Annotated in this window: 26 protein-coding genes and 3 pseudogenes; 6 read left to right on the top strand and 23 right to left on the bottom strand. The window is 40.8% G+C overall.

What is annotated here, in order from left to right:
* Positions 1-41: 41 nt before the first annotated feature.
* From AC0YOD_RS08760 to AC0YOD_RS08725, 8 genes are all read right to left on the bottom strand, one after another.
* Complete coding sequence (locus AC0YOD_RS08760; protein WP_475798884.1) at positions 42-1,622, bottom strand: ABC transporter substrate-binding protein; 1,581 nt, start codon at positions 1,620-1,622, stop codon at positions 42-44.
* 63 nt (positions 1,623-1,685) lie between these two features.
* Positions 1,686-2,567, bottom strand: coding sequence for a carbohydrate ABC transporter permease (locus AC0YOD_RS08755; RefSeq protein ID WP_475798883.1), 882 nt, complete (start codon positions 2,565-2,567; stop codon positions 1,686-1,688).
* Positions 2,568-2,578: 11 nt separating this feature from the next.
* A complete protein-coding gene (locus tag AC0YOD_RS08750) occupies positions 2,579-3,547 on the bottom strand; it encodes an ABC transporter permease (RefSeq protein ID WP_475798882.1) in 969 nt (322 codons plus the stop codon).
* A gap of 77 nt (positions 3,548-3,624) precedes the next feature.
* The gene (locus AC0YOD_RS08745) at positions 3,625-5,232 is read right to left on the bottom strand and encodes a response regulator transcription factor (protein ID WP_475798881.1); all 1,608 of its coding nucleotides are present in this window, start codon (positions 5,230-5,232) and stop codon (positions 3,625-3,627) included.
* Between the two features lie 7 nt (positions 5,233-5,239).
* Entirely contained in the window at positions 5,240-6,985 is a 1,746-nt protein-coding gene (locus AC0YOD_RS08740) for a sensor histidine kinase (RefSeq protein WP_475798880.1), read from the bottom strand.
* Between the two features lie 87 nt (positions 6,986-7,072).
* The gene (locus AC0YOD_RS08735) at positions 7,073-8,089 is read right to left on the bottom strand and encodes a LacI family DNA-binding transcriptional regulator (protein ID WP_475798879.1); all 1,017 of its coding nucleotides are present in this window, start codon (positions 8,087-8,089) and stop codon (positions 7,073-7,075) included.
* A gap of 148 nt (positions 8,090-8,237) precedes the next feature.
* A complete protein-coding gene (locus AC0YOD_RS08730) occupies positions 8,238-8,972 on the bottom strand; it encodes a ThuA domain-containing protein (RefSeq protein ID WP_475798878.1) in 735 nt (244 codons plus the stop codon).
* Positions 8,973-8,984: 12 nt separating this feature from the next.
* A complete protein-coding gene (locus AC0YOD_RS08725; protein WP_475798877.1) occupies positions 8,985-10,025 on the bottom strand; it encodes a Gfo/Idh/MocA family protein in 1,041 nt (346 codons plus the stop codon).
* A 144-nt stretch (positions 10,026-10,169) separates the two neighbouring features.
* On the opposite strand from AC0YOD_RS08725, the gene AC0YOD_RS08720 reads away from it, so the two are divergent.
* The gene (locus AC0YOD_RS08720; protein WP_475798876.1) at positions 10,170-11,072 is read left to right on the top strand and encodes an AraC family transcriptional regulator; all 903 of its coding nucleotides are present in this window, start codon (positions 10,170-10,172) and stop codon (positions 11,070-11,072) included.
* A 908-nt stretch (positions 11,073-11,980) separates the two neighbouring features.
* The gene (locus AC0YOD_RS08715; protein ID WP_475798875.1) at positions 11,981-12,715 is read left to right on the top strand and encodes a C40 family peptidase; all 735 of its coding nucleotides are present in this window, start codon (positions 11,981-11,983) and stop codon (positions 12,713-12,715) included.
* 267 nt (positions 12,716-12,982) lie between these two features.
* Here AC0YOD_RS08715 and AC0YOD_RS08710 read toward each other — a convergent pair whose 3' ends face one another.
* The 10 genes and pseudogenes from AC0YOD_RS08710 to AC0YOD_RS08665 all read right to left on the bottom strand — a co-directional run bounded on the left by AC0YOD_RS08710 (position 12,983) and on the right by AC0YOD_RS08665 (position 20,802).
* Entirely contained in the window at positions 12,983-13,489 is a 507-nt protein-coding gene (locus AC0YOD_RS08710; protein ID WP_475798874.1) for a GNAT family N-acetyltransferase, read from the bottom strand.
* A 462-nt stretch (positions 13,490-13,951) separates the two neighbouring features.
* Positions 13,952-14,338 (bottom strand): annotated as a pseudogene (locus AC0YOD_RS08705) (manganese catalase family protein); the annotation flags it as partial.
* A gap of 594 nt (positions 14,339-14,932) precedes the next feature.
* Entirely contained in the window at positions 14,933-15,109 is a 177-nt protein-coding gene (locus AC0YOD_RS08700; RefSeq protein WP_475798873.1) for a hypothetical protein, read from the bottom strand.
* Positions 15,110-15,323: 214 nt separating this feature from the next.
* Positions 15,324-15,656, bottom strand: a complete 333-nt coding sequence (locus AC0YOD_RS08695; RefSeq protein ID WP_475798872.1) for a hypothetical protein — start codon at positions 15,654-15,656, stop codon at positions 15,324-15,326.
* A 173-nt stretch (positions 15,657-15,829) separates the two neighbouring features.
* Positions 15,830-16,060 carry a DUF7674 family protein gene (locus AC0YOD_RS08690; RefSeq protein ID WP_475798871.1) on the bottom strand — a complete coding sequence of 77 codons (231 nt, stop codon included), beginning with the start codon at positions 16,058-16,060 and terminating at the stop codon, positions 15,830-15,832.
* A 159-nt stretch (positions 16,061-16,219) separates the two neighbouring features.
* Positions 16,220-16,507, bottom strand: coding sequence for a tyrosine-type recombinase/integrase (locus AC0YOD_RS08685; RefSeq protein ID WP_475798870.1), 288 nt, complete (start codon positions 16,505-16,507; stop codon positions 16,220-16,222).
* Between the two features lie 157 nt (positions 16,508-16,664).
* Positions 16,665-17,570, bottom strand: a complete 906-nt coding sequence (locus tag AC0YOD_RS08680; protein ID WP_475798869.1) for a D-alanine--D-alanine ligase — start codon at positions 17,568-17,570, stop codon at positions 16,665-16,667.
* Positions 17,567-19,030, bottom strand: coding sequence for a MocR-like pyridoxine biosynthesis transcription factor PdxR (gene pdxR / locus AC0YOD_RS08675; RefSeq protein WP_475798868.1), 1,464 nt, complete (start codon positions 19,028-19,030; stop codon positions 17,567-17,569). Before pdxR ends, AC0YOD_RS08680 begins: the two co-directional genes overlap by 4 nt.
* A 270-nt stretch (positions 19,031-19,300) precedes the next feature.
* Entirely contained in the window at positions 19,301-19,666 is a 366-nt protein-coding gene (locus AC0YOD_RS08670; RefSeq protein WP_475798867.1) for a hypothetical protein, read from the bottom strand.
* Between the two features lie 224 nt (positions 19,667-19,890).
* Positions 19,891-20,802 carry a LysR family transcriptional regulator gene (locus AC0YOD_RS08665; RefSeq protein ID WP_475798866.1) on the bottom strand — a complete coding sequence of 304 codons (912 nt, stop codon included), beginning with the start codon at positions 20,800-20,802 and terminating at the stop codon, positions 19,891-19,893.
* A 189-nt stretch (positions 20,803-20,991) separates the two neighbouring features.
* Here AC0YOD_RS08665 and AC0YOD_RS08660 point away from each other — a divergent pair, with 189 nt between their 5' ends.
* Positions 20,992-21,456, top strand: coding sequence for a DinB family protein (locus tag AC0YOD_RS08660; protein ID WP_475798865.1), 465 nt, complete (start codon positions 20,992-20,994; stop codon positions 21,454-21,456).
* A 41-nt stretch (positions 21,457-21,497) separates the two neighbouring features.
* On the top strand, positions 21,498-21,893 hold the full coding sequence (locus tag AC0YOD_RS08655) for a nuclear transport factor 2 family protein (protein ID WP_475798864.1): 396 nt from the start codon (positions 21,498-21,500) through the stop codon (positions 21,891-21,893).
* Positions 21,894-22,400: 507 nt separating this feature from the next.
* On the opposite strand, the pseudogene AC0YOD_RS08650 reads toward AC0YOD_RS08655, so the two are convergent.
* A pseudogene (locus tag AC0YOD_RS08650) lies at positions 22,401-22,718 on the bottom strand (hypothetical protein); the annotation flags it as partial.
* A 139-nt stretch (positions 22,719-22,857) separates the two neighbouring features.
* On the opposite strand from AC0YOD_RS08650, the gene AC0YOD_RS08645 reads away from it, so the two are divergent.
* On the top strand, positions 22,858-23,097 hold the full coding sequence (locus AC0YOD_RS08645; RefSeq protein ID WP_475798863.1) for a hypothetical protein: 240 nt from the start codon (positions 22,858-22,860) through the stop codon (positions 23,095-23,097).
* Between the two features lie 82 nt (positions 23,098-23,179).
* On the opposite strand, the pseudogene AC0YOD_RS08640 reads toward AC0YOD_RS08645, so the two are convergent.
* From AC0YOD_RS08640 to AC0YOD_RS08630, 3 genes and pseudogenes are all read right to left on the bottom strand, one after another.
* Positions 23,180-23,782, bottom strand: a pseudogene (locus AC0YOD_RS08640) (group II intron maturase-specific domain-containing protein); the annotation flags it as partial.
* Between the two features lie 425 nt (positions 23,783-24,207).
* The gene (locus tag AC0YOD_RS08635; protein WP_113035934.1) at positions 24,208-24,411 is read right to left on the bottom strand and encodes a helix-turn-helix domain-containing protein; all 204 of its coding nucleotides are present in this window, start codon (positions 24,409-24,411) and stop codon (positions 24,208-24,210) included.
* Positions 24,408-24,881, bottom strand: a complete 474-nt coding sequence (locus AC0YOD_RS08630; protein WP_475798862.1) for a DUF2975 domain-containing protein — start codon at positions 24,879-24,881, stop codon at positions 24,408-24,410. The genes AC0YOD_RS08635 and AC0YOD_RS08630 overlap by 4 nt, the downstream gene beginning before the upstream one ends.
* 376 nt (positions 24,882-25,257) lie before the next feature.
* Between AC0YOD_RS08630 and AC0YOD_RS08625 the strand changes: the two genes are divergently transcribed.
* On the top strand, positions 25,258-25,737 hold the full coding sequence (locus AC0YOD_RS08625) for a DUF421 domain-containing protein (RefSeq protein WP_475799329.1): 480 nt from the start codon (positions 25,258-25,260) through the stop codon (positions 25,735-25,737).
* On the opposite strand, the gene AC0YOD_RS08620 is transcribed toward AC0YOD_RS08625, so the two are convergent.
* Entirely contained in the window at positions 25,730-26,212 is a 483-nt protein-coding gene (locus tag AC0YOD_RS08620) for a ferritin-like domain-containing protein (RefSeq protein ID WP_475798861.1), read from the bottom strand. The genes AC0YOD_RS08625 and AC0YOD_RS08620 overlap by 8 nt on opposite strands.
* Positions 26,213-26,256 lie beyond the last annotated feature (44 nt).

The following is a 26,256-nucleotide window of genomic DNA, read 5'->3' as shown; positions in this document are numbered from 1 at the left end:
AAGGGTATAACTACTAGAGTTATACCCTTTGCTTCAAATGCTTATTTACCGTTTTCCTGGCGCCATGCATCAAGTTGCTTTTGCGCTTCGGCGATAACTTTATCACTGCCCGCCGCTTTTAGCTTCCCAAGCATCTTCTCAAGATTTTCTTCTGGGTCTAGTTGGCCGGATTTAAGTCCATCCGCAAAAGCTTTTTGTGCAGTATCTATGGCAATCATCTCGTTCTTGACAGGCTCTGGATCAAAGATGAACCCGAATATACGAGATGGGTTGCTCGACACCATTTCATTAAATTTTTCGTAATTCTCATATTTCTTTGGATCTTCTCCTATACGAGTATAGTTCAGCATTTGATTCCCAATTTGCCACATTATATCGTGATAAAATCCGACGTCATTGTTTGTCTTGCCTTCCGGCAATCCAATCTGATCATCTTTCAGCACATAATGCTTGCCTTCAACACCGAAATTAAATAAAGTCAGCAGGTTTTTATCCTTGAAGAATAAATTAAGCAGCATCATGGCACGCTCAGGGTCTTTAGATGTTTTGGAGATTGCCTGCATCGTAGCCGTCATCTTCCCGGTCTGCAGTCTATCGATCTGCAGAGGTATTTGAAGAATCTCTCTTCCGCTCTTCAATGAACCATTCGGCGATTTGGAGACAGAACCGATTTCCATATTCGCAAGGATATCAACATCACCTACAAGTGCAAACCCTTTGCCTGCTTGTATTTTTTTCCAAGCATCAAGCCCTGGTGTTAGCGCATCTTTATTAATATAGCCTGCTTTAAACCATTTGTTGGTCAACTTAGCCAATTCCAAATAACGGGGAGTCTCGAAGGTATTTATAACTGTGAAATCATTAGCTTCGATATCTAACACATTCAAAACAGCTACACTAGCAATCGAGTCGGTGGTTCCCGAAGAGTAATATGCCTCAAGCGGAAAGCTTGGCGCAACTAGCGGTGTAATACCCGGCTCATTATCTTTAATCGTCTTCAGCATAGGTTCCAGAGCTTCAAGTTTGCCCGATTTCAGAACACTGAGATCAAATTTGTACTTGTCAACAAGTGCTTTATCCAGATAGATACCTTGAGCTCCGCCCAGCTCCTGATGGGTGTGGATACCATACAACTTACCTCCACGCTTGGCCGGTTCGTGATAATCTTTCTCTACCACTTCGATATCAGGACCGTATTTGGCAAGCAAATCATCAAGAGGAAGTAGACCTCCCTTGGTTACCTGCTGGTTATAGCCCATCCAATCGGCAGTAAACAGTAAGTCGAACTTTTCACTCGAAGCCATCATTAGATTGGTTTTGTCATTCCAAGCGCCCCAATCGATAGGATTTAACTTAACTGTCATGTTCATTTCCGGGTAGGTCTTTTTTAAGTAGACGTTCATTTCGTTTTGGACGGTTTCCAAATCATTTTGCGGTGCATCCGGATAAACCATTACCACTTCGTACGGCGCCAAACTATTTGTGTCTCCTGCTGCTGGTGAAGCGTCAGGTGAGTTGGAAACTTGACCGTCTGAGCTATTACTAGAACAACCTGTTGTTGCTAGCATGACTGAAAATACAAGAGACATCAGAACAACAGAACTCTTTTTAAACCATTTCATTAAAAGTACCTCCCTTTTTTTAGAACACTTTTTTTCTCTATACTAAACCGAAGCAAGCCGGATTTAGCCCTTCACTGCGCCTACTGTTAAGCCCTTTATGAAATACTTCTGCAAGAATGGGAATACAAGCACCAGCGGGCCAATCGCCACCATTGCCATAGCCATCCGAATAGATTCAAGAGGCTGTGTCACATTGGCAGTGGAACTGTAAGCTTTATTCGCAATGGATTGAAGGAAAGCCGCGTTCATAAGCGTTTTGTTAAGTAAATATTGCAGTGAATACAGCTTCTCATTATTGATAAAAACAAGGCTTGTGAACCAATCATTCCAATAAGCTACAACAGTGAATAATCCAATCGTCGCCATTACAGGTAGTGATAGCGGAATAATGATACTGAAATAGGTCCTATACTCGCTTGCACCATCGATTTGTGCGGAATCAATTAACGAAGGAGGAATGCTGTTCGTAAAGAAAGTCCGGATGATGAAAATATTGAATCCACCTATCAATCCAGGAATGATCAGCGCAAGCAGCGTGTCTTGCACATGAAGAAACCTTGTATATACCAAATACCACGGCAGCAGTCCGCCCGAGAAGAGCATTGTAAAAAACACATAAAAGTTCAATCCATTCCGATAAGGAAGATCACTTCGCGAGAGCGCATACGCCATTGAAGAAGTAATTAATAAACTTACTACGACACCAACAATCGTGACGAGTATGGTAACCCCGTAGGCACGCAATATATTAGCGGAATCTTGTAACAGATATTGATAAGCAACAAAATCCAATTTCTTCGGTAAAAAACTATAACCGTGCCTAATAACCTCATTCTCATCAGATATGGACACGGTCAGGACGAGCCAGAAGGGAAGAATACATGCCAGACTAATGAGACTTAAAAAAATAACTATAATGGGATTCGTACGTTTTTTCACCGCCATCCTCTGACCTCCTAAAATAACGCATTCTCTTTGCTGAATTTCTTCACAATGAAGTTGACCGAGATGACAAGCACAAATCCTACAACGGATTGAAGAAGACCCGCAGACGAGGCTAGTCCCGTATCGCCTGTTACGAGCAAAGCGTTGTAAACATAAGTGTCTATGACTTCTGTCGTTTCTTTAAGCATCGAAGAGGCCATTGTGGCTTGATAGAACAATCCGAAATCCGCATTAAAGATTCGACCAATCGCAAGAAGGGTCAGAATGATAATGACAGGCATGATTAGAGGTATTGTAATCTTCGTCATTTGCTTCCACTTGCCAGCACCATCAATCAACGCTGCTTCGTAATATTCTTGATCAATCCCGATTATTGCTGCCAGATATACGATTGCTGCATATCCGACTGTTTTCCATGTATTAACGATTGTCAGAATATAAGGCCAGTATTCTGGGGAGGCATACCAAGCTACTGGGTCTTTCGCTAATGGTTCGAGTATGGATTTGTTTACGAAACCAAGCTCCGGATTTAAGAAGCCAAACACCAAATATCCTACAATAACCATGGAGACGAAGTTAGGAAGAATTACTGTGCTTTGAAAAAATTTAGATAAAACCTTGTTCTTCACTTCGTTTAACAAAATAGCCAATAATATCGCCAATGTTGTGTTAATGGCAAGGAAAGCGAGGTTATATAGAAGCGTGTGCTTAATAATGATCCAAGCATCATTGGAGGCGAACAAAAACTCAAAGTTTTTCAAGCCTATCCAATCGCTGCCCCATATGCCTTTGGTGTAATTCAAATCCTTAAAGGCCAGAAAAACTCCAAACATGGGGAGATAGTTATTTATAAAAAGTATCACTATTCCCGGTAAAGCAAGAATGATTAGCGCTCGATGCTTCCATAGCTTCTCAAGCACATGATTCAATCTCTTGCGTGTTGTTGCCTCCTTCGTTACGGCTAAATTGACTTCGTTCATATGCTCCACCTGCTTGTTTAGTTTATATGACCTTAGTATACTTTCGCAGATTTAGCCTCACTACCGTTTTTGTAACCTCACACTAGTCGTTTTATGACATTACGATATTCTTGTGGGTTAATACCATATTGCTTCTTAAACATTTTTGTGAAATGGGAAAAATTACTGTACCCGACCTGTTGAGCTATTGAGCTTACCGTCATTGAAGTCGAGTCAAGCAGTTGCTTCGCCCGACCCATCTTCGCTTCAATCAAATAATCAATCAGATTTTGACCGGTTTCTTTCTTGAATAATCGGGATAAGTAAGCAGGATTAAGATTGACATGGGCAGCGACATCTTCTCTTGACACATCCTCCTCTACATTTTCTTTCATATATTGAATGGATTTTCGCACCACACTGTCAGTCTCTTTGGCCGCAAAAACAGTATCCATAGCGGTTGATATCAAATTCACAGCCCAATGCCTATATTGAGATAAGCTGCGAATTTGGGCAGATGCCCACATTGAAAAATCAGGAACTTGATTGGCACTAATCTCTTTCACATGAAGAAAATGATAGACAACCTGCAACGTTTCATGATAGTAGGTCTCGAGTTGATTCTGATGAATAACCTTATTTGCTTCCAATTTTTCAATGCTTCGATGAATAAGCTCTATTACCTTTTCACGCTCACTGTTCAACATATAATTAGACCATTCAGAAACATTAATGCTGTCTGGCACCGTCTGTAGCTCAGAAGTAATCGTTTGTCTGACATACATAATTACGGATTGTGTTTGACTCACATTGTTACGCTCCATATTTTTCAAACCCTCGCAAAGAAGGGACAAATCCTTAAGATACGCAAAACTGCCGACATAACAACTAACCTGGCAGTAGAATAACTCTCGGCATACCGTGATAAATCGAGAACCTGCCTGCTGCCACCAGTCGGTGCCTAAGTGATCTTCCGGAGCATAGACCACAACGAACATTACACCATTTCTATCTACAATGACATCCCCCGAAAAATCAGAAAGAAATAGTTCTCCCGCTGCCTTTTTTATAGCATATTCCATAATTTCTAGATCACGTGCGCTCAGGGGCTTCTTCCATTCCTCAATACTAATCAGAATAGGTAGCACCTTATTGTCAGTCGTCAATTCGATCTGTGCATCTAAAAGCGCCCGCCCCAAAAAATCTCCGATTGATAAAATACGACGTGACAAAAGATCCTGCCAGAACCGCTCTGCCAAAAGCGGCTGCTGTTTATTCCACAATTCCTGGTATTTATGATACATTTCGTTATACTGTGAGTTATCCTTCTTTTCTTTAATAGCTTGCATCATACGTGAGACTACTTGGAGTAGCTCTTGTCCATCGGCGGGCTTAAGTAAATAATCAAAGCTCCCTAGGTTAATGGCTTGCTTGGCATATGTAAACTCCGAATGGCAGGTCAGGATTAAAGATTCTGTATATGAGGAGTAATCCTTAACCCAACGGACTAAAGAGAGTCCGTCCTCATCTGGCATTTCGATATCACAGATCAGAATGTCAATCCGTTGCTCCTCCATGATCCTTCTCGCTTCATCAGCATGATTCGCCTTAAACACAACATCAATACCAAGAGTTTTCCAATCATTGGATTGGCAAATACCTTCCACAGCAAATCTTTCATCATCCACAACCAACATCTGAGCCATGTGAATCTCACTCCTTCATATTATCTATAGGCAGGCTTAACCGTACTTTAAATCCTTTAGGCTCGTTATGGCAGAATTCGATCTGCGCGGCATCCCCATAACGCATGCTCACCCGTTTTTTGACATTCCATATTCCAATATGGTTGCTTTCTGAGACCGGAGTATATCTCTCGGAAGATAGCTCTTCCAACTGCCATTGTGCGATTCCCTTCCCGCTATCCATCACTTCGATACACATTCTATCAGTGGTATCTTCCAACAGATTCACTTGGATTTGCAACACAAAAGGATCGGTTTTGACGCTCATACCATGAATCATCGCATTCTCTACAAAAGGTTGCACAATGAGAGGCGGGATCCGCGCATCCAACAGTTCTTCCGGAATCCTGATCTCAAACTCGAATGATTCCTGATAACGCATCTTCTGAATTTCTAAATAATTCCTAATATGTCCTAGCTCTTGGGCTATTGTAATCGAATCTTTGTTAGCGCTAAGCATAAAACGGAAATACTGCACCATATGTCGGACCGTTTTTTTCACTAGTTCATATCGCTTCATGTCCGCTAGTTGAAAAATGATATTCAGGGTGTTCAGGAAGAAATGAGGATTAATCTGTGTTTGCAGATATTTCAGCTCCGCATTTTTCGCGTTTAACTGCTCTTCGTAGACATCAATTTTTAGGTCTTTGATTTCATCGACCATGTTATTCAACGTGTGATTGATAATATCAAATTCAGTTATGGGTGAATGCGGCAATTTCATCTCCATGTCCCCATCTTTTATCCGTCGAATAGCCCCTAAAAGCTGAAGTATGGGACTATAAATAATCCTTCGAAAAATAAACAAATACACAAGAAGGATAGCGAGAACAAACAAAGGCAACAAGTTTATGGCTGTTTGAAAATATTTTAATCCCCGCAACAGATCGGAGTATGGAAGAATGACTGCCATGCTTATTCCACTTTTTAAGGAAACGCTCGTAATTACAAAGAGTTTTTTTTTCTCATCTGAGAATGAGAAGGAAGCTTTAGACGACAATTTATCAGCTGGCAATTGAAATCCCTTACTAAGCTGTGGAGAGGGATCGGATAAAATAATACCATTCTCATCAACGAAGACAACATCCCCACCGTCCCTCAGGTCGAGTGTGCCTAAATGAATCTTCAACGTGTTGATGTTAATCAAGGCGCCAATAAATGTATTATTGTTAAGATCATCACTAACAACGCGATGCAGAAAATATTGGTTTCCAATACGGATGACCGTCCATTGATACATTAAAGAATTTCGCGTCTCAGGGTTACGTAGGGAATCCATGATCCATTCACTTACCTCGTCATGATCCGTCGTTGGAATCACATTGGTTGTCGCCAAAAAATCATTGCCTTTGGAATAGATATAGAACATATCAACCGTATGGTAATAAGAACGATACGCCGTATTTCTCTGAAGCAGTTCCATTTGAGCAAAATAATATTCGGAATCCGATAGACCAGGCTGTCCGAATTTCTGAAAGTTTTCATCATGATCAACGATATATACCATATTGGTGGTAATATCATCCATGCTTCTATCGATCATATGAAGATTTGAATTGACTAAATTCTGATAGGAATTTGCAACCTGGGTTAGCACTACGTCCTGGGCATAATGGCCTGCCCCGAAAAGAATGAGCAACAGAGGCACGGTGACCGCAGAGAAAAGAATGATGAAACGAAAGCCAAGTTTTTTCGTTTTTGATTTTAATTTCATTAGGTAGATACGCTCCCGTGGTAGAATAAAAATAGAGAAAAATGCATGACAGATTTACTAGCATTAGTCTCGCCAAGCATTTTAAAGCTAACAATTAAGTTTGTTCATGTCCTTTACGGTTTGACGCTCAACTATATGATGAGAAACAATGCTGCTTGAGACCAAGCTGTCCGTTTCAATCATTTCGATTAATTTGCTAACGGCCCCGAGCCCTAGCTCCGACAATGGCTGGTTGACAGTAGTCAAAGACGGTTGAATCATTCTCGAGAGCCTGATATTGTCGTAGCCGATAATCGATAGCTCCTCCGGTACATGGATTCCATGGCTAATAGCGCAGTTCAATGCGCCGATGGCCATTTCGTCACTTGCGGCGAATACAGCTGTTATCCCTCTAGCTTTTCTTAAAAGAGTTTCCATTGCCGAAATACCACTGTCAAAGAGGAAATCGCCGTATGCGACTCGTTCTTCCCGAAATGACAGCCCGTTATCCAACAAAGCTTGTTTGTAGCCCGCAAGTCGAGGAGCCCCTGCAATGGGATCGCCTTTAGTCCCGCTGATCATGGCAATTTCCTTATGGCCCTTCCCAATCAAATGACAAGCTGCATCATAAGCAGCCTTCTTATCATCTACTTTTATGAACGGAAATCTTGGATCACTCGACTCGGAAGCCACCAATACAACCGGAATATTCATAGAATCAAGCGCTGTAATATATTCCTCTTTTAGCGCTTCGCTGGCAAATAGTAGACCATCTACCTGTTTTTCCCTTAATACCTGTAAGTATCTTAATGTTTGATTCCCATCCGCAGCCGTATTACATACGAGCACGCTATAATTGCAGCTTTGAGCGTATTCTTCAATCCCCTGCAGTATCGCTGATGAGAATTCATTGGAGACAGCCGGAAACATGACTCCGATTGTTTGAGTACGTCTAATACTTAATGAACGTGCGATGGCGTTCGGATGATAGCCCAATTCATCAATAGTATCTAATACCTTTTGCTTCGTTTTTTCGGAATACCCGTTTAAGCCATTTAATATTCGGGAAACAGTCGCAACAGACACATTTGCTTGTTTCGCTACATCTCTTATTGTTGGTATCATAGATACCTCCTTCATTTCCTATTGGAAGTCACCTTATTTTCAACGCTTACGTAACCGGTTACTCAAAGTATATTTCGATAAAAAACATTCTGTCAATCTACCTAATACCGAAAAAAGATACTGACCTGGTCAGTATCTTTTATAGGCTTTATATATTTTGGATATTTTCAATGGGGGATACTCGGCCATAGTGTACTTTCGCTCCTTGAGTGGGAGCTGCCCAGTGCACTGCGTTCTTAATTACCAGTTGCACTTCCGGCTGGTGGTAGACGGGGAACGTTTCATGTCCCGGTCTGAAGTAGAATAATTTCCCTTTGCCCCTGCGGTAGCAGCATCCGCTGCGGAACACTTCTCCTCCTTCGAACCAGGAGATGAAGACTAACTCATCCGGGGATGGAATCTCGAACCGTTCCCCGTACATTTCTTCCTTTGAAATTTCAATATATTCGCCTAGACCGTCCGCTATGGGATGTCCATGCTCAATGACCCAAACACGTTCTTTTTCACCGTCATCCCGCCATTTGAGCGCACCGGTCTTGGTACCCAGTAAACGTTCAAACACTTTAGAGCCATGCCCTGAATGCAATACGATAAGTCCCATACCCTGGAGCACGCGATCTCTCACTTTGTCTGCAATTTCATCTTGAACTTCATCATGCGCCATGTGCCCCCACCAGATAAGCACGTCAGTATTGTCTAATCGTTCATCCGTTAACCCATGCTCCGGTTCATCCAGCGTCGCTGTCGCAACTTCCAACCCATTTAGTTTTTTTAAAAAATTTGCAATCGTGCTATGAATGCCATCAGGATAAATATCCGCCACATGCTGATTAATTTTTTCATGCCGGTACTCATTCCACACAGTTACTTTAATCGTTTTCATCTTAATGCCCTCCTATTTAATGGCTATCCATTTTTGTTCGTTAAAGGACTGGACTATCGCGTCAACTGTCAGTTGATTCACATATCCATCCTTCATTGCAGCGTTGTTCCCATCATCACGACCATTTATGAGATCAAAAAAGGATTGCATTTGACCCAGCTTGAACGAATCAGGGATTTCAACCTCATGAAAATCAATATCATCAGTCAGTTTGACGCTAAGCACATCTTCCGCCTCAAGATTATAAACTAGAGCGCCATTCGTTCCATAAATTTCAACTTGTTGATAATTGCCACGCCCATAAGCAAATCTCGAGATGCTCATTGTGGAGGATACTCCACCCTCCATCCGGGAAAGAATATGGCAATAATCATCTACGTCTACTTCTCCCGTTCCCAAGCCATCCAGACGATTCCGCTTTTTAATGATAGTACCGGCATCAGCGATAACGCGCTCTGTATCACCGACCAAGAATCGGGTCAAGTCTAGCATATGACAACCCAAATCCCCCATCGCCCCGGATCCGGTAAACTCCTTCTGGAATCTCCACACAAGTGGAATCTCCTTGTTAATGCCCCATTCCTGAAAATATTGGCTATATACATGATTAATGGTGCCAAGCTTGCCTTCTTTAATCAGACTTTTTGCGTATCGCGCAGCCGCTTTATATCGGTAAGAGAAACAGATTAAATGAGGAATAGGTTTTCTTTCCAGAGCCTTCATTAGAATTAACGCTTCTCTAGCATTTTGGGTTACTGGCTTCTCAAGAGCGAAGGGTATGCCATGCTCAATCGCGGCTTGAGCAATTGCAAAGTGATTATAGTTTGGCGTACCGATGGTTATTGCATCTAATTCTGGATCTTTGAGCATGTCACTATAGCTCAAATAAGATCGTGATTCCGGGATATTCCACTCCAGACTTCTCGCTGCTAGCGTCTCATCACTGCTGTCGCAAATCGACCAGATTTCCGCGTCATCGCTCAATAAGATTCCCTCGCTATGAAAGTTGGCGATTCCGCCTAATCCGATAATACCGATTTTTAATTTTCTCATATCCACCATCACCCTAACGATTAATATTGATAGAAGCTTCTTAAATAGAATAGTCTGTGATAGAATGTTTGGAAATGGTGGATCTAGACATTTTTTGTACAATAGCGACTTTTTTTGATTTCACTTGCGAATGGGGGTATCCTTTTGCTCGCCATCAATATTGATTTGGTTCCGCGGATTACTTGGATGGGGTTTATTTCCTATAAGAGTCCTTGGATTCACTTTAAACGTAGCGTTAATGAATATGTTCTCTATTTAATTAAAAGTGGTGAGCTTCATATTGAGGAGAATGGTATGCAGTTTGTATTGAGGAAAGGTGATGTGCTAGTACTTGAACCCAATCTGATTCACGAAGGCATCAAGAAGCATGCATGTGACTACTACTATATACATTTTAAGCATTCTGATATTACAAACATTTGGATTGAAGATCCGGAGTCTTTTGCCAAAGGGTTTATCCTCGAGGACGAAGATACAGAAGAAAGCAGCCCCTGCTGCTTTCCTAAATATTTCACTATAACTGATAATACGGTTTTGTCACAACTTTACTACAGCCTGAATGAAATGCAACAGTTGTATCGGCGCAAAAATTATAATCGAAGCTTAACGGCACTCAAGCTTTCCGAGTTCTTCATAAGCTTATCCCGTGAAAATATGCTGGCGGTGCTGCAGCAGAATAGGAAACGAACGACAAAAGCACTTCTTAAAGCCAATGAGATACTGGACTATATTCATCATCATTATCAAAGTAAAATAACTAGCCAAGATATCGAGGCTAACTTCGGATACAACTTCGACTATCTAAACCGAACCTTTAACAAGCTAACTGGCTACTCGATCACTTATTATATTAACAAGGTTAGGATTAACCATGCTCAGGAGTTGCTGCATGCCACGCATCTAAGCATTGGTGAAATATCGTTTCTCGTTGGCTTCGGAGACATTTATTACTTCAGTAAAGTATTCAAGAAATATGTCGGGCTTTCGCCCACAGATTATTTTAAAGGAATTCGGGAGACAAACCTTTCGATTAAGCAATCGAACTAATTCGATCTACTCACCAGCCGCTTATAATAGCCCATTAAGGATCAAGTTCATATTATTAGACATGAAACATTTGTAAAAACACAAGACTGGGCTTTCATAAAAATCTTTTTTTGAAATATTAGCTCCCACTTTTCAAGAAATATGAGATTAAAAAAGAACCTTCAGTTCCACATTCATAGTGGTGCAGAAGGTTTTTTGCGCTTTTGGGAATGCCCTCTCCGGTTTGCCCTCTGGGACAATCCAACTCTTTCGTTATACTATCATTACTACTTTTTTTCAATAGTAAAGAGAAGGCGCCTCTCGTTATTCACTTTCTCATGAAGCTCTAAAATACCCGATAAGATCATGCTTTACAGATCTCAAACTCCGAATTCCCTTGATAATTCCTGCTTCCGTACGCCTAAACAGATTAAAGTCAAGCACGGCTCAAAACGTCCATTTCGGAGTAAATGAGTGGGGTGAAATCCTATGATTAAGCGAGCATTCATAAGAAATCTCGCGCTGTTCCTAGCCGTTCGTTTTATCTTCAGACTGTTAGTGAACAAAAAGATGAAAGCATTTATGATTAGATACGGCCCGAGGGCAGAGGGCAAAGGGCTCACTAGGAAGCCATGTTAATCGAAGTGAATGGGTCAGCTTTTGTTGGAGCTGCATTTTCTGCTTATAGCGAAGTCTTTTCTTTAAAATTAGGGATGTGAAGGGATGATATCAATAAATAATTGACTATTACATACTTTTTTTTGCTAGTACTGCTTATCGTTCGGAAAGATTAAGCAACTCTCATTATTTTTTAATAAAAGGATTCATTCTCCTATTCATGCTAGGTTTTTGTTCTCATAGGAATTATTTAGGTAACTTAATTCCTGCTATATTTGTTACTAACCAAACGAATGGGAGGCAACAAATAAATGCAGCTAGAAGTACTGAAAAAGAAGTTTGTTATTGTAGGGATGAGTGCGATAATCGGGTTTAGTGCATTAGGGATAGCACCGGCACCTTTTGCATCTAAAGTTGAAGCAGCCGTGACCTATGAAACTAAAGTCAAGATCGGGGTATATATTAGATCCCAGCCGAGCACCAGCGGAAAGAAGATTCGTATTATCTCCAAAGGCGAGAGTATTAACGTAATCTCTAAGGTCAACAGCTATTGGTTGAAAGTAAGCACTAAAGATAATAAAACCGGGTACATATCGGCTAATTCAAAATATACGAATTATAAAAGTGGAAGTAGCGGCAGTAGTCAAACAGATTCAGTCTCGAAGGCCGATAAAGTCATCAGTCTAGCCCAGAGCTACAAAGGAAGGGTGAGCTACGATTTCGGTACGAGAAATCCTAGCCGTCTTATTTTTGACTGCTCGTCCTTTACGCAATTCATCTTCAATAAGGTTGGGATAGATCTAAAGTGGGGAACGAAAGTTCAGAAAAATCAAGGGTCTGCTGTAAGTAAGAGCAATCTTCGCAAAGGCGATCTGGTCTTCTTTGATACGATTGGCAGCAATAACCGTGCTATTAATCATGTTGGGATTTATATGGGCGCTGGGAAGTTTATTCATAATACGCCCTCTGTCGATGGGATTTCCATTAACAGCTTAAGCTCTGGCTGGTGGTCAAATCATTATGTCAGTGCACGTAGAGTTTTGTAATGGATAGATAATAAAATAGATAGACTTAGAACTCCGTCCAATAGTGGGCGGAGTTTTTTGATCTATTGGCGGTTTTTCAGCGATAGACATTATATATCAACCTTTTCCACTTTTTATAGGTCAGGAAGTTTAATTGCAGTCATTGGCATATTACTCATATTTAAAATGATATCTGTAACTTTATTATCAAAAAATCCGAGAAAATCCCTAATATCCCCAAAATCATTCATGCATTTTCTCCATCAGAAATTTGCTAAGTAGTCGAAATTACTTATTATTATTAAATTTCCAATAGTGTAATTCTACATCGCTGTGTTCAATTTGAAATCCTAACTTCACTAATACATTTTTAGAACTGATATTGTCAGTATCACATCTTGCGGTGATACATTTGACTGCATCCTGAGTTAAGGCCCAGTCTAATAATTTTTGTGCAGCTTCAAAACAATAACCTTTACGAAGGTGGCTTTCGTTAGTAGCAAAACCGATTTCGATTATACCGTTCGGATCGGGATTACCAAAAAAGCCAATACCACCAACTATTTCTTGGGACTCCTTTACAACAATGATCCAAGAGTCGAATCCTTTAGTACCATTGTTTTTAATTAATATTTCCCGAAAGTAGGGTATAGCTTCAAAAAAATCGTGGCCTGGCCATTCGCCGTTGGTTTTGTATCCTAAGGCTTCGATTGCCTGCTTATCACGCCGGGCTGCCAACTCGATAAGATTAAGATCAAGAGTTTTTAATAATAACCGATTAGTTTCAAGTTTCATATTTAGGCTCCTCTCTCATATCTGAATTTCTCATTTTGAAAATTCCATATATTTTTCAGCATTCATACATATTCTTCCTTCCCTATAGATTACAACATTCTGCCACACAGACTTTGGTAGAGTACATTTATAACTAAACTTTCCTGCTCTTTAGTTTAGCTATCTATATGGGATACCTAGATAACCAAATCCCGTTACACGCTGCCGCTGCAAAATCATATTCATTGAATTCTGATATAAGTTTCAAGAGGCATTCAATCGACTCTTGATAAAATGTGCTCATTACCAAATTACGATAAATAGAACTTTTATTACGATATGTTCCAAATAATTATACTTTATTAGAAGAGTATTTATTTATCACTTCATCATAAACTAGAATCCTCACCATGAATCCAATATTGTATTGCTCTAATAAAAAAACTCCCTACAGTAAAAAACTTCACTGTAGAGAGTTTACATTTAATAATAAATCTTCTCATCCCGCTTTTCCTTAAGTATCTCCACCGCTTCCCGAAACCGAAGCGAATGCACAATCTCCCGCTCCCGCAGGTACTTCAAGCTATCCTGCAAATCCACATCATCCGTAAGATCAATAAGCCACTGATACGTTGCTCTCGTTTTCTCTTCCGCTGCAATATCCTCATAGAGATCTGCGATTGGATCGTCTTTTTCTTGAATATAAGCTGCCGTCCAGGGTACTCGCCCAGCGTTCTCATAGTATAAAGCACTGTCGTGCGCCACATAATGTGCGCCTAGCCCCGCTGCTTTTAGCTGATATGGCGTTGCGTCTTTTGTGAGTTTATAGACCATCGTTGCAATCATTTCGAGGTGTGCATATTCGTTGGTACATTGTAATTAACAGTGATGATTCTCCTAGACACAGCAAGGATTTTCGATTTTTGATAATTCGGAATTAATGCCTTTTTATTACAAATCGTCAACTTGTTAACCAAAAATCTCTTCTCGCGCTGCCGATACAACTTATCAATTCACATCTTTAAAAGCCGTTCAAAGATGCTTATCTCTACAGAAATAACATTTTTGATAACAATCAACCGTTATACTTCAATTGTCTTCCACCGCATTGCCTTCTCATCGTTGTGTACTATTGAACTAATGTTCCCCGTTAGTTGAATCAAGTTTGGGGAATTAATCTTTATTTCGCAGCCCATTGAAATGATTTATTGTAGATTTCACATCAAGAACATCATTCAAATCAACTATTCTACGAAGTTTCATGCTCCAGCAATTTAAAATCAAGGAATCGCATAATATCCTACATATACGTAATGCTTCAGTTACACTACCCTCTTCTTTATAAATATTAATTCTGACAGATATCTCTTCAGCTTTTTCTGCTTCAGTGCCTGTATTTAGTTCAATTTCAACTATGTACATTCCATCATTATAGAGAAAATAACACGCATCATTTAATGAATTTCAAGATTTCAATGTTGGGTCATTCTTTATATAAGCTGAGTTTTCTAGCAATTCAACTGCTTGGACAAAGTCAAAATTGTTCTGCCCAACAAACTCCATTCCATCTTCCGTCAAGGTTGGTACATTTCCAATTGGAAAAAGAATAAATTGATAATCCCAAATTGCCGTAATAATCACCTCCGAAAATGGATGTTAAACACTTTTATATATGCTGATCTTTAATTCAAGATAGTTTCCACGTTATCCTGCTCGTTACCTTAATAAAGAAAAGGTGCAGCTGCCCGTAGCAAACTACCCCTTGGTTGTTCAACTATAGTGTCCCGTTAGCTTAACGACAAAGTGGGTTTCTTTGAAAAGCACAAGTATATCGTCTGAATTGTCCTATATAAACTTATAACTCTATATCTTTCCAAACACCATTTTCAAGTATTTCATATTGATGATCATTAGGCTTTTCTTTTCGGCGTATAGGTCTAATTAGATCATGTTGGCATCCTTTGCTTGGATCATCGATGGACAACCAGTCCGAATTTTTGATTCCAAAATATTGATTGCTAAAGTCTTCTGCATCTTGCACATCATCAAACCAGAAATCATTATGTGAAGAAGTATCGTGTTTCGACTTATAAAGATACACGTATACCCCGCTATCCTCAGTTTCATGAATCATTACTTTAGGAATCTCATGAGACGGATTATTTTGTGTTAAAGCATATTTCCGCAATAGACATCCTCCTGACGATATCCATACTGTTTAGAATCCTAATTATAACAATTCAATAAATTTGTGGATGTTAATTTTCCTGCCCGTTAGCATAATGAATCTTGCCGAATAGCTCGATGTTTAAAAACGGTGTTAGAGGTTGTCGGTGGCTTCGGAGAAATACATAGAAATTCTCATAATCTCCCCCATTCTCTTTCAATATTATCCGACGCTTTTCTTGTTTCCTTACCCATATATCTATAAGCAATTTCTAGTATTTCCTTTTCGTCCCCAAGCCTCTCTAAAATAGTGCAAGACAAAACTTCTTTAACTAAAGTATCCCCCTTTAGTTCCATCCTCTCATAAAATTCAAACAATCTTATAAGTAACTCGGTTTCTATATCTTTTCTTAGTAATTCGATCAAAGGTATTCGTGAAGTGATTTAACTATCCTGCCCGTTAGTTTAATGAAGCACCGTCAGTCTCTTTAATTTTTCTAGTCTACAACAAAATTTAATTGATTGCTGAAGTGTAATGGAAATATTATCAATCTTTATTCCAAATTATCAGACTTTGTTTTAAGTCTACAATATGGCCTTGCAGGAATCCTCGCGACTCGCGAGATACTTCTTCAACCAAACTTTACACTCGGTTGTAAAGTAAACTTCTCTTTGTTTTGATCCCTTACCATTTACAATTGCGGAGCAGTTCTCCCAATTTAGGTCTTCGATGTTTAACTTCTCCACCTCTCCAATCCGGCAGCCGGTACTGTAGAGAAACTCTAGAAGAGCCCTCTCTCTCAGAGACTGGCAAGAGATTTTCAAATGAATGACATCCTCCTCGATCAAAAACTTAGGAATACGCTTTTCCATTTTGGATTCGCGTAACTTCAAAGAAGGATTTGATGTTAAGTATGTAAAAATAAAAAAAAACCGCTATAAGAGCGGATTTCAAATTATTTTCTAACCGTTTTGATATATCACGACAGTGATCTCGCTTAAAGGAACCAAAGCAACGTCATCCTTTGTTTTATCTCTTTCTTTCCCTAAGTGAGTATTCAATTATTAAATCCAACAGTTGACTGAATGCAATTCCCGCGGCTTTGGCACTTTTGGGCAGGAGGCTATTTTTCGTCAAGCCTGGCAGTGTGTTCACTTCCATTACATAAGGAATTCCATCTTTAAGAATCATGTCGATTCGGGCATAAACGCTGCATTTCAATGCTTTATAACAACCTAGTGCAGAAGCACGGACTCTCTCAAATATATCGGGTGGCAATTGGATCACTTGTTCATCAGCCCCGCCGTCGTCATACTTGGAAGAGTAATCAAAAAATTCGGATTGAGACCGAATAGCGATGATGGGAAGAAGTTTTCCGTTTATAATGGAGCAGGTTATCTCTTCACCTCTAATATATTGCTCGATCAACACTTCATTATCCCATCGAAAGGCTTCTTGTACCTCAGATATTAACGTTTCTTTGTTTTTAACAATTTCGATTCCTATACTCGAACCGCCTGAATTTGGCTTCACAATAACCGGATATCCCAGTCGTTCTACGTCTTCAATAAATAATTCATCATCACTGCTTAAATGAACCCAATCAGGGGTGTGGATGCCTTCATTACGAAATAGTTTTTTGGATATATTCTTATCCATGCTCAGGCTGCTCGATAAAACGCCACACCCGGTATAAGGAACGCCAAGTGTTTCAAGTGCTCCTTGAATCGTTCCATCTTCACCATACTTTCCATGAAGCGCAAGCAGTGCCACATCCATATTTTTCACTTTTTCAACGATTTCGTCCTTACTATTGATTTCAATCGGATACAACTCATATTTTTCGCTATCCAAATTAGCAATCATTTCTTTTCCAGTCATAAGGGATACTTCTCTTTCTGATGATATCCCTCCCATAATTACACCAACTCTCATAACTGAACCCCCCACATCATTTGTTTAGCTGTATCACCTATAATTTGAATCCCTTTTATGATGTCCTCATCTGCAACACGTGAGAAACCAAGACGCATCGTATGATGGCCTTTATTATTCGTAAAAAAAATGTTGCCCGATGTAAATATAACCCCTTTATGACGACAGCATTCTAACAGGACATTGGTATCAAATTTATCATCGAATTCAATAAACACGTGAAGTCCCCCGTCTCCTGAAAGCCGCTTTAACGGAATAAACGCTCTACAGCACCGAATGACTAATTCACACTTTCGCTTATATTCAGATTTAGCTTTTTTTAAATATTTCTCGAAGTTGCCATTATGAAGATATTGATAGAGCAAGGATTGATCTAGGGTGGATGTGTGAATGCTTCGCGCTCTCTTTACGCTTTCAAGATAATAAATGAACTCTTTATCAGCTAAAACCCATCCAACCCGTAGGCCTGGGAAAAGAATTTTAGAAAAACTGCCTATATATATGACACTGTTTCCATTACCGTTGCATGCAATTAAAGGGGCAATGTGGGATCCTGAATATCTTAGTTCCTCGTTGAAACCGTCTTCTATAAGCGGGACTTGATATTTATGGAGCAGCTTGATAACTTCCGTTCGTTTATGGGGAGACATCACTATACCAGTTGGATTATGATAAGAAGGCACAAGATAAGCTAAATCAAATGGTCGTTCTGACAATTCTCTCTCCAGTTCCACAAGATTGATCCCATCTTGTTCCATCTCAATACCCGTAATATCAAATCCATGCATTTTAAAAATTTTAATTGCTGCATGATGAGTAGGATTCTCGCAAATGATACGCCCATTTTTCTTGATTAAAGCCGATAAAATGAGTTCTAATCCTTCTGTAAAACCGTTCGTAATCAGGATTTCCTTACCCTCCAGATTAACCCCTTTATTCTCCAAGTATCGAAGCAAATATTCCATTAACGGTTTATAGCCTTGCGCATATCCATAGTTTAAGATGATTTCACCCTCAATGGACATCCGATCTAAAAAAGCTCGTTTGACATTATCCAGATCAAACAATTTTTCATCCGGTGCGATACTTGTAAAATTGATTTCCCCTTTAATCGAGCGAATCCCATGCTTAATAAGATCCAGTTCTTCAGCAATCTTCGCTTGATCACTAATGTTCTGCTTCCAATTAAATTGCCATGATTGTGCAGTTACTGCCTCGCCCCATATTTGAGCAACAAAGCTCCCTTTTCCTTTATCTACATATACGAATCCTTCGTCTTTCAAATCATCGTAAGCACTAACAACCGTATTTCTACTGACATTCAACAAAGAACTGAGTTCACGCGTGGACGGGAGTTTCTGATTCGCTTGCAATACACCTACAGTAATTAAACGTTTCATGTAATCCTTTACCTGGGTATAGGCTGGGCGCTCATCCGTCAAATTGAATTCAGTAAACATCCAATCACCCCTAGAAATATAATGGCATACATTTAACAATAAAATAAGAACCACGACGTGTGATTATCTACCCACTTGTGGATATGTAACAAGCTTGCTAGTTACGTATTTAACAATTAATGCATAAAAACATAACGGAAATCCTCCTGAATTTTATCGGAATCTCTATACGGGAATGGATTTTCTAATTCAATGCTCATCAATTCATGAACCATTTTATCCATGAGTTACCCCTTTATTAGCGTTTTTGCCATTCTCTATTTGTGAATTTCATTCTTTATCTTCAAGTAGTTTGTGCTGCTTCATATAATCTTCATATGCTTCATTTACTTTCTTTTTACAAATATTTTCCCATGATTCTTTTAGTTCCGATACCATCTTATCGTTATAAGGATTAGGGTCCATATCGCCTCCAAATCCTATCCACGCATCAGGGGCTACTTCACCCTTTTCATCTGAATAGGCTATTTCAAGTGGCGCTGGTGCATGCCCTGAAAACTCACAATTTTCCGATAAACAATGGTACCCTGGTTTACGAACTCCGTTTTTACAAAAAGGTGGAACAGGATTAATTTCATCTTGGTCACCTATCCCGTAAAGACAGTGCAACTCCACAATGAGATGTGCAAATACCACGTATTAACAACCTACTTTCTCAATAAACGTTCATGGTTATAATTCTTGCCACGTTCGAAGTATCCTGCCCTTTAGTTTAATGAAAACGGCAGCCGCTTTCTAGGACGGCTGCCGTTAAGTCATATTCGAGTTATCCGTCTCCCGTTTGCGTAATGAATAACTATTACTTCAATCTTGTAGCCAAAATACTTGTAAAGGCCGACGGCACGATGGCCTGAATGGGGTTATCCCAACGAGTGAATGGTTTGATCTTTGACACGCTGAATAAAAGCCTGCAATTCTTTAATAAATAATTTCGCTGCTTTACCCATAAATTTATCCTTACGATATAGGATACAGATATCCTGAGTAGGCGTTGGCTTGAGCAGAGTCACGGCAGTAATATTCTCATCGTTGATATAATCTAGCAGCATCTTTGGGAGAATAGTCGCTCCTATTCCTTGATGGACCAGTGTTAGAAGCGTTGATAAGGATGAGCTTACAATCGGATTGTTCACCACAATTCCCTGTTCTTGACAACAGGCATGAATGACCTTGGTCATTTGATGATCTGGGCCGAACATGACCATCTTTAGATGCTGAAGTTGCTCGAATGGAACCGCCTTTGACTTTGCAAGGGGATGATCGGATCGAATAGCCAAAGAAAACTCCTCATGAAACAAAGGGACAACGGCAATACGTTCATCTGCCTTCTGCGGTACCGTGGTAACTCCAAGATCTCTTGTGCCATTAAGAACTTGTTCGTAGACATCCATAGACTCCGTAACGCTTATTGATAACTGAGGATACGTTTTATGGAGATCGATAAGTAAAGCGTCAAACAGTAATTCGCCATCTCCAGGCAAAATGCCGATATCCAGCTTGCCGCCTTCGATCGATTTAAGATCCGCAATCGCCTTCTTTGCATAGTCAACATGTTCAAATATATGGTGGCTCTGTTCGAGTAAGATCTTGCCTGCATCAGTTAGCGTAATTCGCTTACTTATGCGATTGAATAGAGGGTAGCCGATCTCGTTCTCCAGAAACTTAATCTGTTGACTCAGATTCGATTGTGTGGTATTAAGGTTCTCAGCAGCTCTGGAGAAATGCATCTCCTTACAAATCGCAGCAAAGTATTCAAGCTGTCGAAGTTCCATTATTTATCTCCTTCCGATATCCGATCTTCCACTGCCATTATATCGGCTACAACCTGACTTCATCAAATTACGAGTTATTGATTACTGAAACCGATCAATTGCATCGGAATTTCGTGATGGTTGCACAGAAGCCGGAAATGTAAGCTAGAAATGTGAAAGGAACGATCCAATCTTGAGGAGGAGTCAACTATGGCACAATCAATCATCAACACGGGACGAGTACTTCGTCAAATCATCATCGGTCAGGTTCAGAAGGTAACCGAAACGCAAATGGACATTCAGCCCAAAGGCCTTAATAACACGGTTCGATGGAATGTAGGGCATATCGTATATTGGATGGATAAATACGCTACGTTATGCTTCGGTTCACCAACTGAAATTCCGGAGCACTACGGAAAAATGTTTGGCTCGGGTACGAAACCATCGGATTGGACAGAAGCTTCGCCATCGCAGGAAGAACTGATTGTGCGGTTGTCGGCCCAACTTGCCCAACTGTCCGAATTGACACCTGAAATGCTTAATCTTAATCTTCAATCACCTTTTGAGATGGGGCCATTTATATTTCATACATCCGGAGAATTGTTTAATTTTGCTTTGCTTCATGAAGCGATTCACCTTGGCGTCATAACGAGTCAGCTCAAACTTGTCAATTGAATAGCGATAGTCACGCTTAGACTAAAGGAGAGATAAACGATATGAAACCAGCGCAGGTACTGAAACTTTATATCGAAAATCTGAAGGACAAGGACAGCGCGTTACAATATGTCCACAGTGAAGCAACATTTATTGCTGGGTACGATACGGAGTCTGACCGACACCACTTTTATGGAACTTATTGCGGCATTAACGGCGTAAGAAAGCTTTTATCCAAATTCGAGAAAGATCTTGATACCCAGGAATTCGAGATCGTTAAGATATTAGGTGATGATAGATCTGCTTTTGCTTGGGGCAGATTTAAGCATCGTATCCGTCCTACTAATAAGCTATTCGAAAGCTACTGGGCGGTGCTTTGTGAAGTTGAAGAAGGGAAGATCAAGTACTTCAGAGGCTTCGAAGACACCGGTGCCTTGGAGGCCTCTTTTAGAATGTAATTACCTTTCAATGAACAGTGGTTTTTCCACGATTTCGACGTCGAATAACCAGCCTAACAGCAAGTCCTGTCCATATGCCTGTCATGTGATCATATTACTGACAATTAAACTCGAATCTTCCGAACCGAGCCACGCGGAACATTTAGCCCTAATTGTGATACGATTCATTAATCTTAAACTATCCTGCCCGTTCGTATTATGAGGTCACCAGAACTTACTGGTCGACCTCATTTTTTCGTGGTCGTATGATTTTGGTAGCCGGGGATCGAACGTTCCTGCCCGTGGGACTCGGATCCCGAGAGCTATTCTGTTCATCCCCCCTACTTGTTACACCATGATTAGGCTAGTTGGGGCGTTACCCCGAATCATATGCAATAATGTGGACGACAAGAAGGTTAGGGGTTGCCGGCGAATATTAAACAAGGAGTGGTCAAATGAATCCCGTCATTGGACTGGATGTTTCCAAGGGAGAAAATCATGCTCAAGCATTTGCTAATCGGGGAATTCCTGGCCATCCGCGCCGCCTGACGTATAGATTTCCGTTTTGTCGAGCATATCGAGACCCTGGAAAGATCCGTTCGGCCTGATGATCGAGCTTCCCGACTGCTTAAAGCTTCCTACGCAAGCGCTTTTCGCCGCCTTGCTGTCCAGGCGTACCTGTACGTTGCTGTCCAGAAGCTTATTCAACGCCGCGGTATTAAAGATAGACCAAGCGACGGTGCCTTCCGACGTTTGCACGCGGAAGATCGTATAGACTCTGTTGCCGCCGCCATCGACGCGGTAGGTCGTGCCTAATCGCGTTCCGGTTTTGTTGGCGTAGTTCATCAATTGTCAGTGCTTTGGCGCTTCTATTCTGGGCATTAACCCGCCGCCTAAAATGACTAAGTTCGAAATTAACGAATCTAGATGCAAGTAAGAACGTACAGAATGAATATTAGATTTAACAAAGCAGGAGGGAAAACCTATGAATTTGTCCCCAAATCTACGAACGGTATTGCTAGCGTTAACACCGGAATGGCTGTCACCCTTGCAAATCTCCGATAGGCTTCCTAAAGAGTGGGGAGAATTATCCCGTGTTAATCAGTCGCTTAAAGATTTAGTGAAGTTAGGTTTGGTTCAGGTTAATCCTGTTGTATTTGGTTTATATCGATTAACCTCGGACGGCGCTGTCATTAAGGAGCTGAAATTGGCTGAGAAGGAATGACGAATCGAGTAGGAGGAGGCGGTTAGCCTCCGTCCTCTCACACCACCGTACATGCGGGTCCGCATACGGCGGTTCCAAAAGGTTAACAAATCTCCAAATAACGTGAAAGCATACTCTTGAGCCTTTTCGCTTCCCAATAGGAAGTCGGAAGGGCATTGTTTGTGTTTCGGGACATTTCCCATGCGCCTCTTCTGGAATTGGCCATCACAAAGCACACCCATTCTCGTACGCCAAGTGCTCGAAGCTCATAGACTCGAGGTCGCACCCGTTTCCACTGTTTCCATAGACACATGCGCAGCCTGCGCTTAATCCACTGGTCGAATTTCTCACAGTGAACCTTCGCTGAGGCGAGTCGAAAATAGCCAAGCCATCCCATGAGATAGCGGTTCAATTGCCCGATTCGGGTTACCATGGATTCGGAGCGCGTTCGGTCCGGCAACTCCCGCACTCGCTCTTTGAAACGCGAGATGGTCTGCGGGGCGAGGCGCACCGTTGCTTTCTTGTCCCTTAAGAAACTAAACCCTAGGAGCTTCCGGTTCCATGGACGGTCTACCGCGCTTTTCTCCCGATTCACTTTCAGTTTCAGCTTTCCTTCTACAAAGCGCGTTACCGACTCCATCACACGTTCTCCGGCTCGTCTTCTCGCTACGAAGATGTTGCAATCATCCACATAGCGGACAAATCGACATAATGACGGGATACTCTCTTATTTTGTTGCGCATAACTGCCCGTTAGCGTAATGCAGAAAAGGAGCAACTGCCGTAGCAAACTGCTCCATGTTTGTTCAACTAACGTTCCCCGTTAGCTTAATCATTCATTGTGTTATCAATCTACTTAGTTCTTGCTTAGCAACTTCTTCAACCCAAGCAACATGTTTGGACAATCATTAATTCTGTATATTGTATATTCTGGATAACCATCAAGGGGTGTAATATGCTCAAAACAATGGTCATGAGCAAGCATTATTATTGATGAGTTATTCTTATGGTATAGTGTCATATTGCCGTTAGCCTCAAAGGGGAAGGCTATGTAGTCGTTAGGATTGATATAGCTTTCGAACTCTTCATCATTACTTACATCTGCGACGTACGGCGGTTTTTTTTATTTTATTCAATCCTGCCGATACTCGAGAATATCTCCAGGCTGGCAATCGAGTGCTTTGCAGATCGCTTCGAGTGTTGAGATTCGAATGGCTTTCGCTTTTCCGTTTTTAAGTATCGACAGGTTCGCCATTGTAATGCCGACTTTCTCCGATAGCTCAGTAACGCTCATTTTCCGCTTTGCAAGCATGACGTCAATGTTAACCACTATCATACGGTCAACTCCTGTTCTTCTTTGAGCTTGATCGCGTTTTTGAGCAGTTTCTCAAGAACTGCGGCAAATACTGCGATTACAACTGGCGCACAGGTTATAAATAGCCCGATGACCATGACGCCTGGTGCGTCTGCGCCGTCAGCTACAAAGTAGAAAAGCGGGAGATTACATGCAAACATAAGTGATACGACAACCGCCGCTCGCTTTATTTTCTTAAGCGCTGAAACAGAGGTTTGCGAAAAAGCGGTATTTGTATCGATGTACCTGAGAAGCTTAAATGCCTGAAGTAGCGTAAATGAATACGCAATAGACGCCACATACGCAGCCAAAGCGGAAAGATAAACTTTAATATCCGGGAAATCCGGCATCATACTATGCGCCATCGCTGGGAGTCCATAAAAACACATCACTAATGCAGGAATTGCCATAACAACCAGAACAACTTTTAAAAAGAGCGTCTCTTTTTTCATCTATTTCACCTCATTTTTGATTTTATCACTTAATTTATCGTTTTACAATAAAAATGTATTGATTCCTTTGTTTGAGTCCAACAAGTTATTTATAAAGAAGAAGCCATACGGCTTATTTGTTCCTCCTTCAAATTTGATCCGAGATACGAACATATTTATGAACCCACTAATTTGAAGTTATTCGCGAAAATGATTAAACTATCCTGTGCCCGTTACTTTAATAAAACAAGGAGCAGCTGCCGCAACAGCCTTGAGCCGAGTTAGCACGTTCCGTTCATATTAGGAGCTATGGCAGCCAACTTTGCAAGCCCTGTCCGTTTTTACAATTACTTCTTATGTATTATACAAGCCTTTTTTGAAATTCAGAAACTTTAAGATGTGGACAGAGGGAACACCCATCATTTTCATAGAAGGAGGGTTCATTCTCGAAGATAACTTAAAAAAAAATAATATGACATTAGATTCTTTAAACCAACCGCTTCGCCAGAAAGAAGTTTTTAATATAGAAGAAGTGGAGTACGCCCTCCTAGAGATTAACGGAAAACTATCTATTCAAAAGAAAAAGGAACTGCAAGCCGTGACATTAAAAGACCTGCAGTTGACTGCAGGTAATGCCGCACAGTTCCCAATTGAGCTTGTAATAGACGGACACCTTCTGCATGGCAATTTAAACTCCAACAATATTACCGAATCATGGCTGCAGTCCCAACTGAAGGTACGCGGCAAAAAGTTAGAGGACGTATTCTATGTCGTTAAAGGCAGCAACGGCCATCTATATGCGGATGGGAATATAAGGATAAAATTCAGCATCCAATTGATGTTGAATAGTATTGACATTCGGTCGATAGTTACCTAAGATTCAATGTAATCAGATAATTGTATTTAGCAGCATGCTTAAGCTCATCCAAAATGATACCGTACACTGTGTCCTTATAGATGCTAGCAGGCAAACCAAACCAGATGTTGCGGTATCGTTCCACCGCACCCAACTCACCCATCAATGCGCGCTGTAGACCTTCTACATAGGATTGCACCCTCTCATATTGCTCACTACTGATGCCTGAAATATCCTGTCCAGTAATAGCTCGGTACATCTCTCTGAACATTTTATTGTGGCCGCGCTCATCGTTTCGGATGCTTTCAATAATAGTCACCTGCTCTTGTGAGGGAGCCAAATTAATCAATTCATCGTAGAACAATTCATCGTTACGCTCCCCTTGTACCGCTTCCTTAATCATTTGCACTGCTTTCGGAAACTCTGTGTTCCAGATAGGTACAAAATTGACCCGCATATTGTATGAATTTCCCCAGCAAGAAGGTACTTGATACAAGTTTATCTCCTCCGGACATATAGTATATAGAAAGTATATGCGCG

The organism is Paenibacillus sp. J31P13 (assembly GCF_056269295.1).
Note: the sequence above shows the minus strand (reverse complement) of the source record. Positions and strands in the feature narration are given on the sequence as shown.

Bases quoted from the DNA above. Each gene is read 5' to 3' on its own strand.
- AC0YOD_RS08760 (WP_475798884.1), bottom strand. From the start codon at position 1,622: ATGAAATGGTTTAAAAAGAGTTCTGTTGTTCTGATGTCTCTTGTATTT.
- AC0YOD_RS08755 (WP_475798883.1), bottom strand. From the start codon at position 2,567: ATGGCGGTGAAAAAACGTACGAATCCCATTATAGTTATTTTTTTAAGT.
- AC0YOD_RS08750 (WP_475798882.1), bottom strand. From the start codon at position 3,547: ATGAACGAAGTCAATTTAGCCGTAACGAAGGAGGCAACAACACGCAAG.
- AC0YOD_RS08745 (WP_475798881.1), bottom strand. From the start codon at position 5,232: ATGGCTCAGATGTTGGTTGTGGATGATGAAAGATTTGCTGTGGAAGGT.
- AC0YOD_RS08740 (WP_475798880.1), bottom strand. From the start codon at position 6,985: ATGAAATTAAAATCAAAAACGAAAAAACTTGGCTTTCGTTTCATCATT.
- AC0YOD_RS08735 (WP_475798879.1), bottom strand. From the start codon at position 8,089: ATGATACCAACAATAAGAGATGTAGCGAAACAAGCAAATGTGTCTGTT.
- AC0YOD_RS08730 (WP_475798878.1), bottom strand. From the start codon at position 8,972: ATGAAAACGATTAAAGTAACTGTGTGGAATGAGTACCGGCATGAAAAA.
- AC0YOD_RS08725 (WP_475798877.1), bottom strand. From the start codon at position 10,025: ATGAGAAAATTAAAAATCGGTATTATCGGATTAGGCGGAATCGCCAAC.
- AC0YOD_RS08715 (WP_475798875.1), top strand. From the start codon at position 11,981: ATGCAGCTAGAAGTACTGAAAAAGAAGTTTGTTATTGTAGGGATGAGT.
- AC0YOD_RS08710 (WP_475798874.1), bottom strand. From the start codon at position 13,489: ATGAAACTTGAAACTAATCGGTTATTATTAAAAACTCTTGATCTTAAT.
- AC0YOD_RS08685 (WP_475798870.1), bottom strand. From the start codon at position 16,507: ATGGAAAAGCGTATTCCTAAGTTTTTGATCGAGGAGGATGTCATTCAT.
- AC0YOD_RS08680 (WP_475798869.1), bottom strand. From the start codon at position 17,570: ATGAGAGTTGGTGTAATTATGGGAGGGATATCATCAGAAAGAGAAGTA.
- pdxR (WP_475798868.1), bottom strand. From the start codon at position 19,030: ATGTTTACTGAATTCAATTTGACGGATGAGCGCCCAGCCTATACCCAG.
- AC0YOD_RS08665 (WP_475798866.1), bottom strand. From the start codon at position 20,802: ATGGAACTTCGACAGCTTGAATACTTTGCTGCGATTTGTAAGGAGATG.
- AC0YOD_RS08660 (WP_475798865.1), top strand. From the start codon at position 20,992: ATGGCACAATCAATCATCAACACGGGACGAGTACTTCGTCAAATCATC.
- AC0YOD_RS08655 (WP_475798864.1), top strand. From the start codon at position 21,498: ATGAAACCAGCGCAGGTACTGAAACTTTATATCGAAAATCTGAAGGAC.
- AC0YOD_RS08645 (WP_475798863.1), top strand. From the start codon at position 22,858: ATGAATTTGTCCCCAAATCTACGAACGGTATTGCTAGCGTTAACACCG.
- AC0YOD_RS08635 (WP_113035934.1), bottom strand. From the start codon at position 24,411: ATGATAGTGGTTAACATTGACGTCATGCTTGCAAAGCGGAAAATGAGC.
- AC0YOD_RS08630 (WP_475798862.1), bottom strand. From the start codon at position 24,881: ATGAAAAAAGAGACGCTCTTTTTAAAAGTTGTTCTGGTTGTTATGGCA.
- AC0YOD_RS08625 (WP_475799329.1), top strand. From the start codon at position 25,258: ATGTGGACAGAGGGAACACCCATCATTTTCATAGAAGGAGGGTTCATT.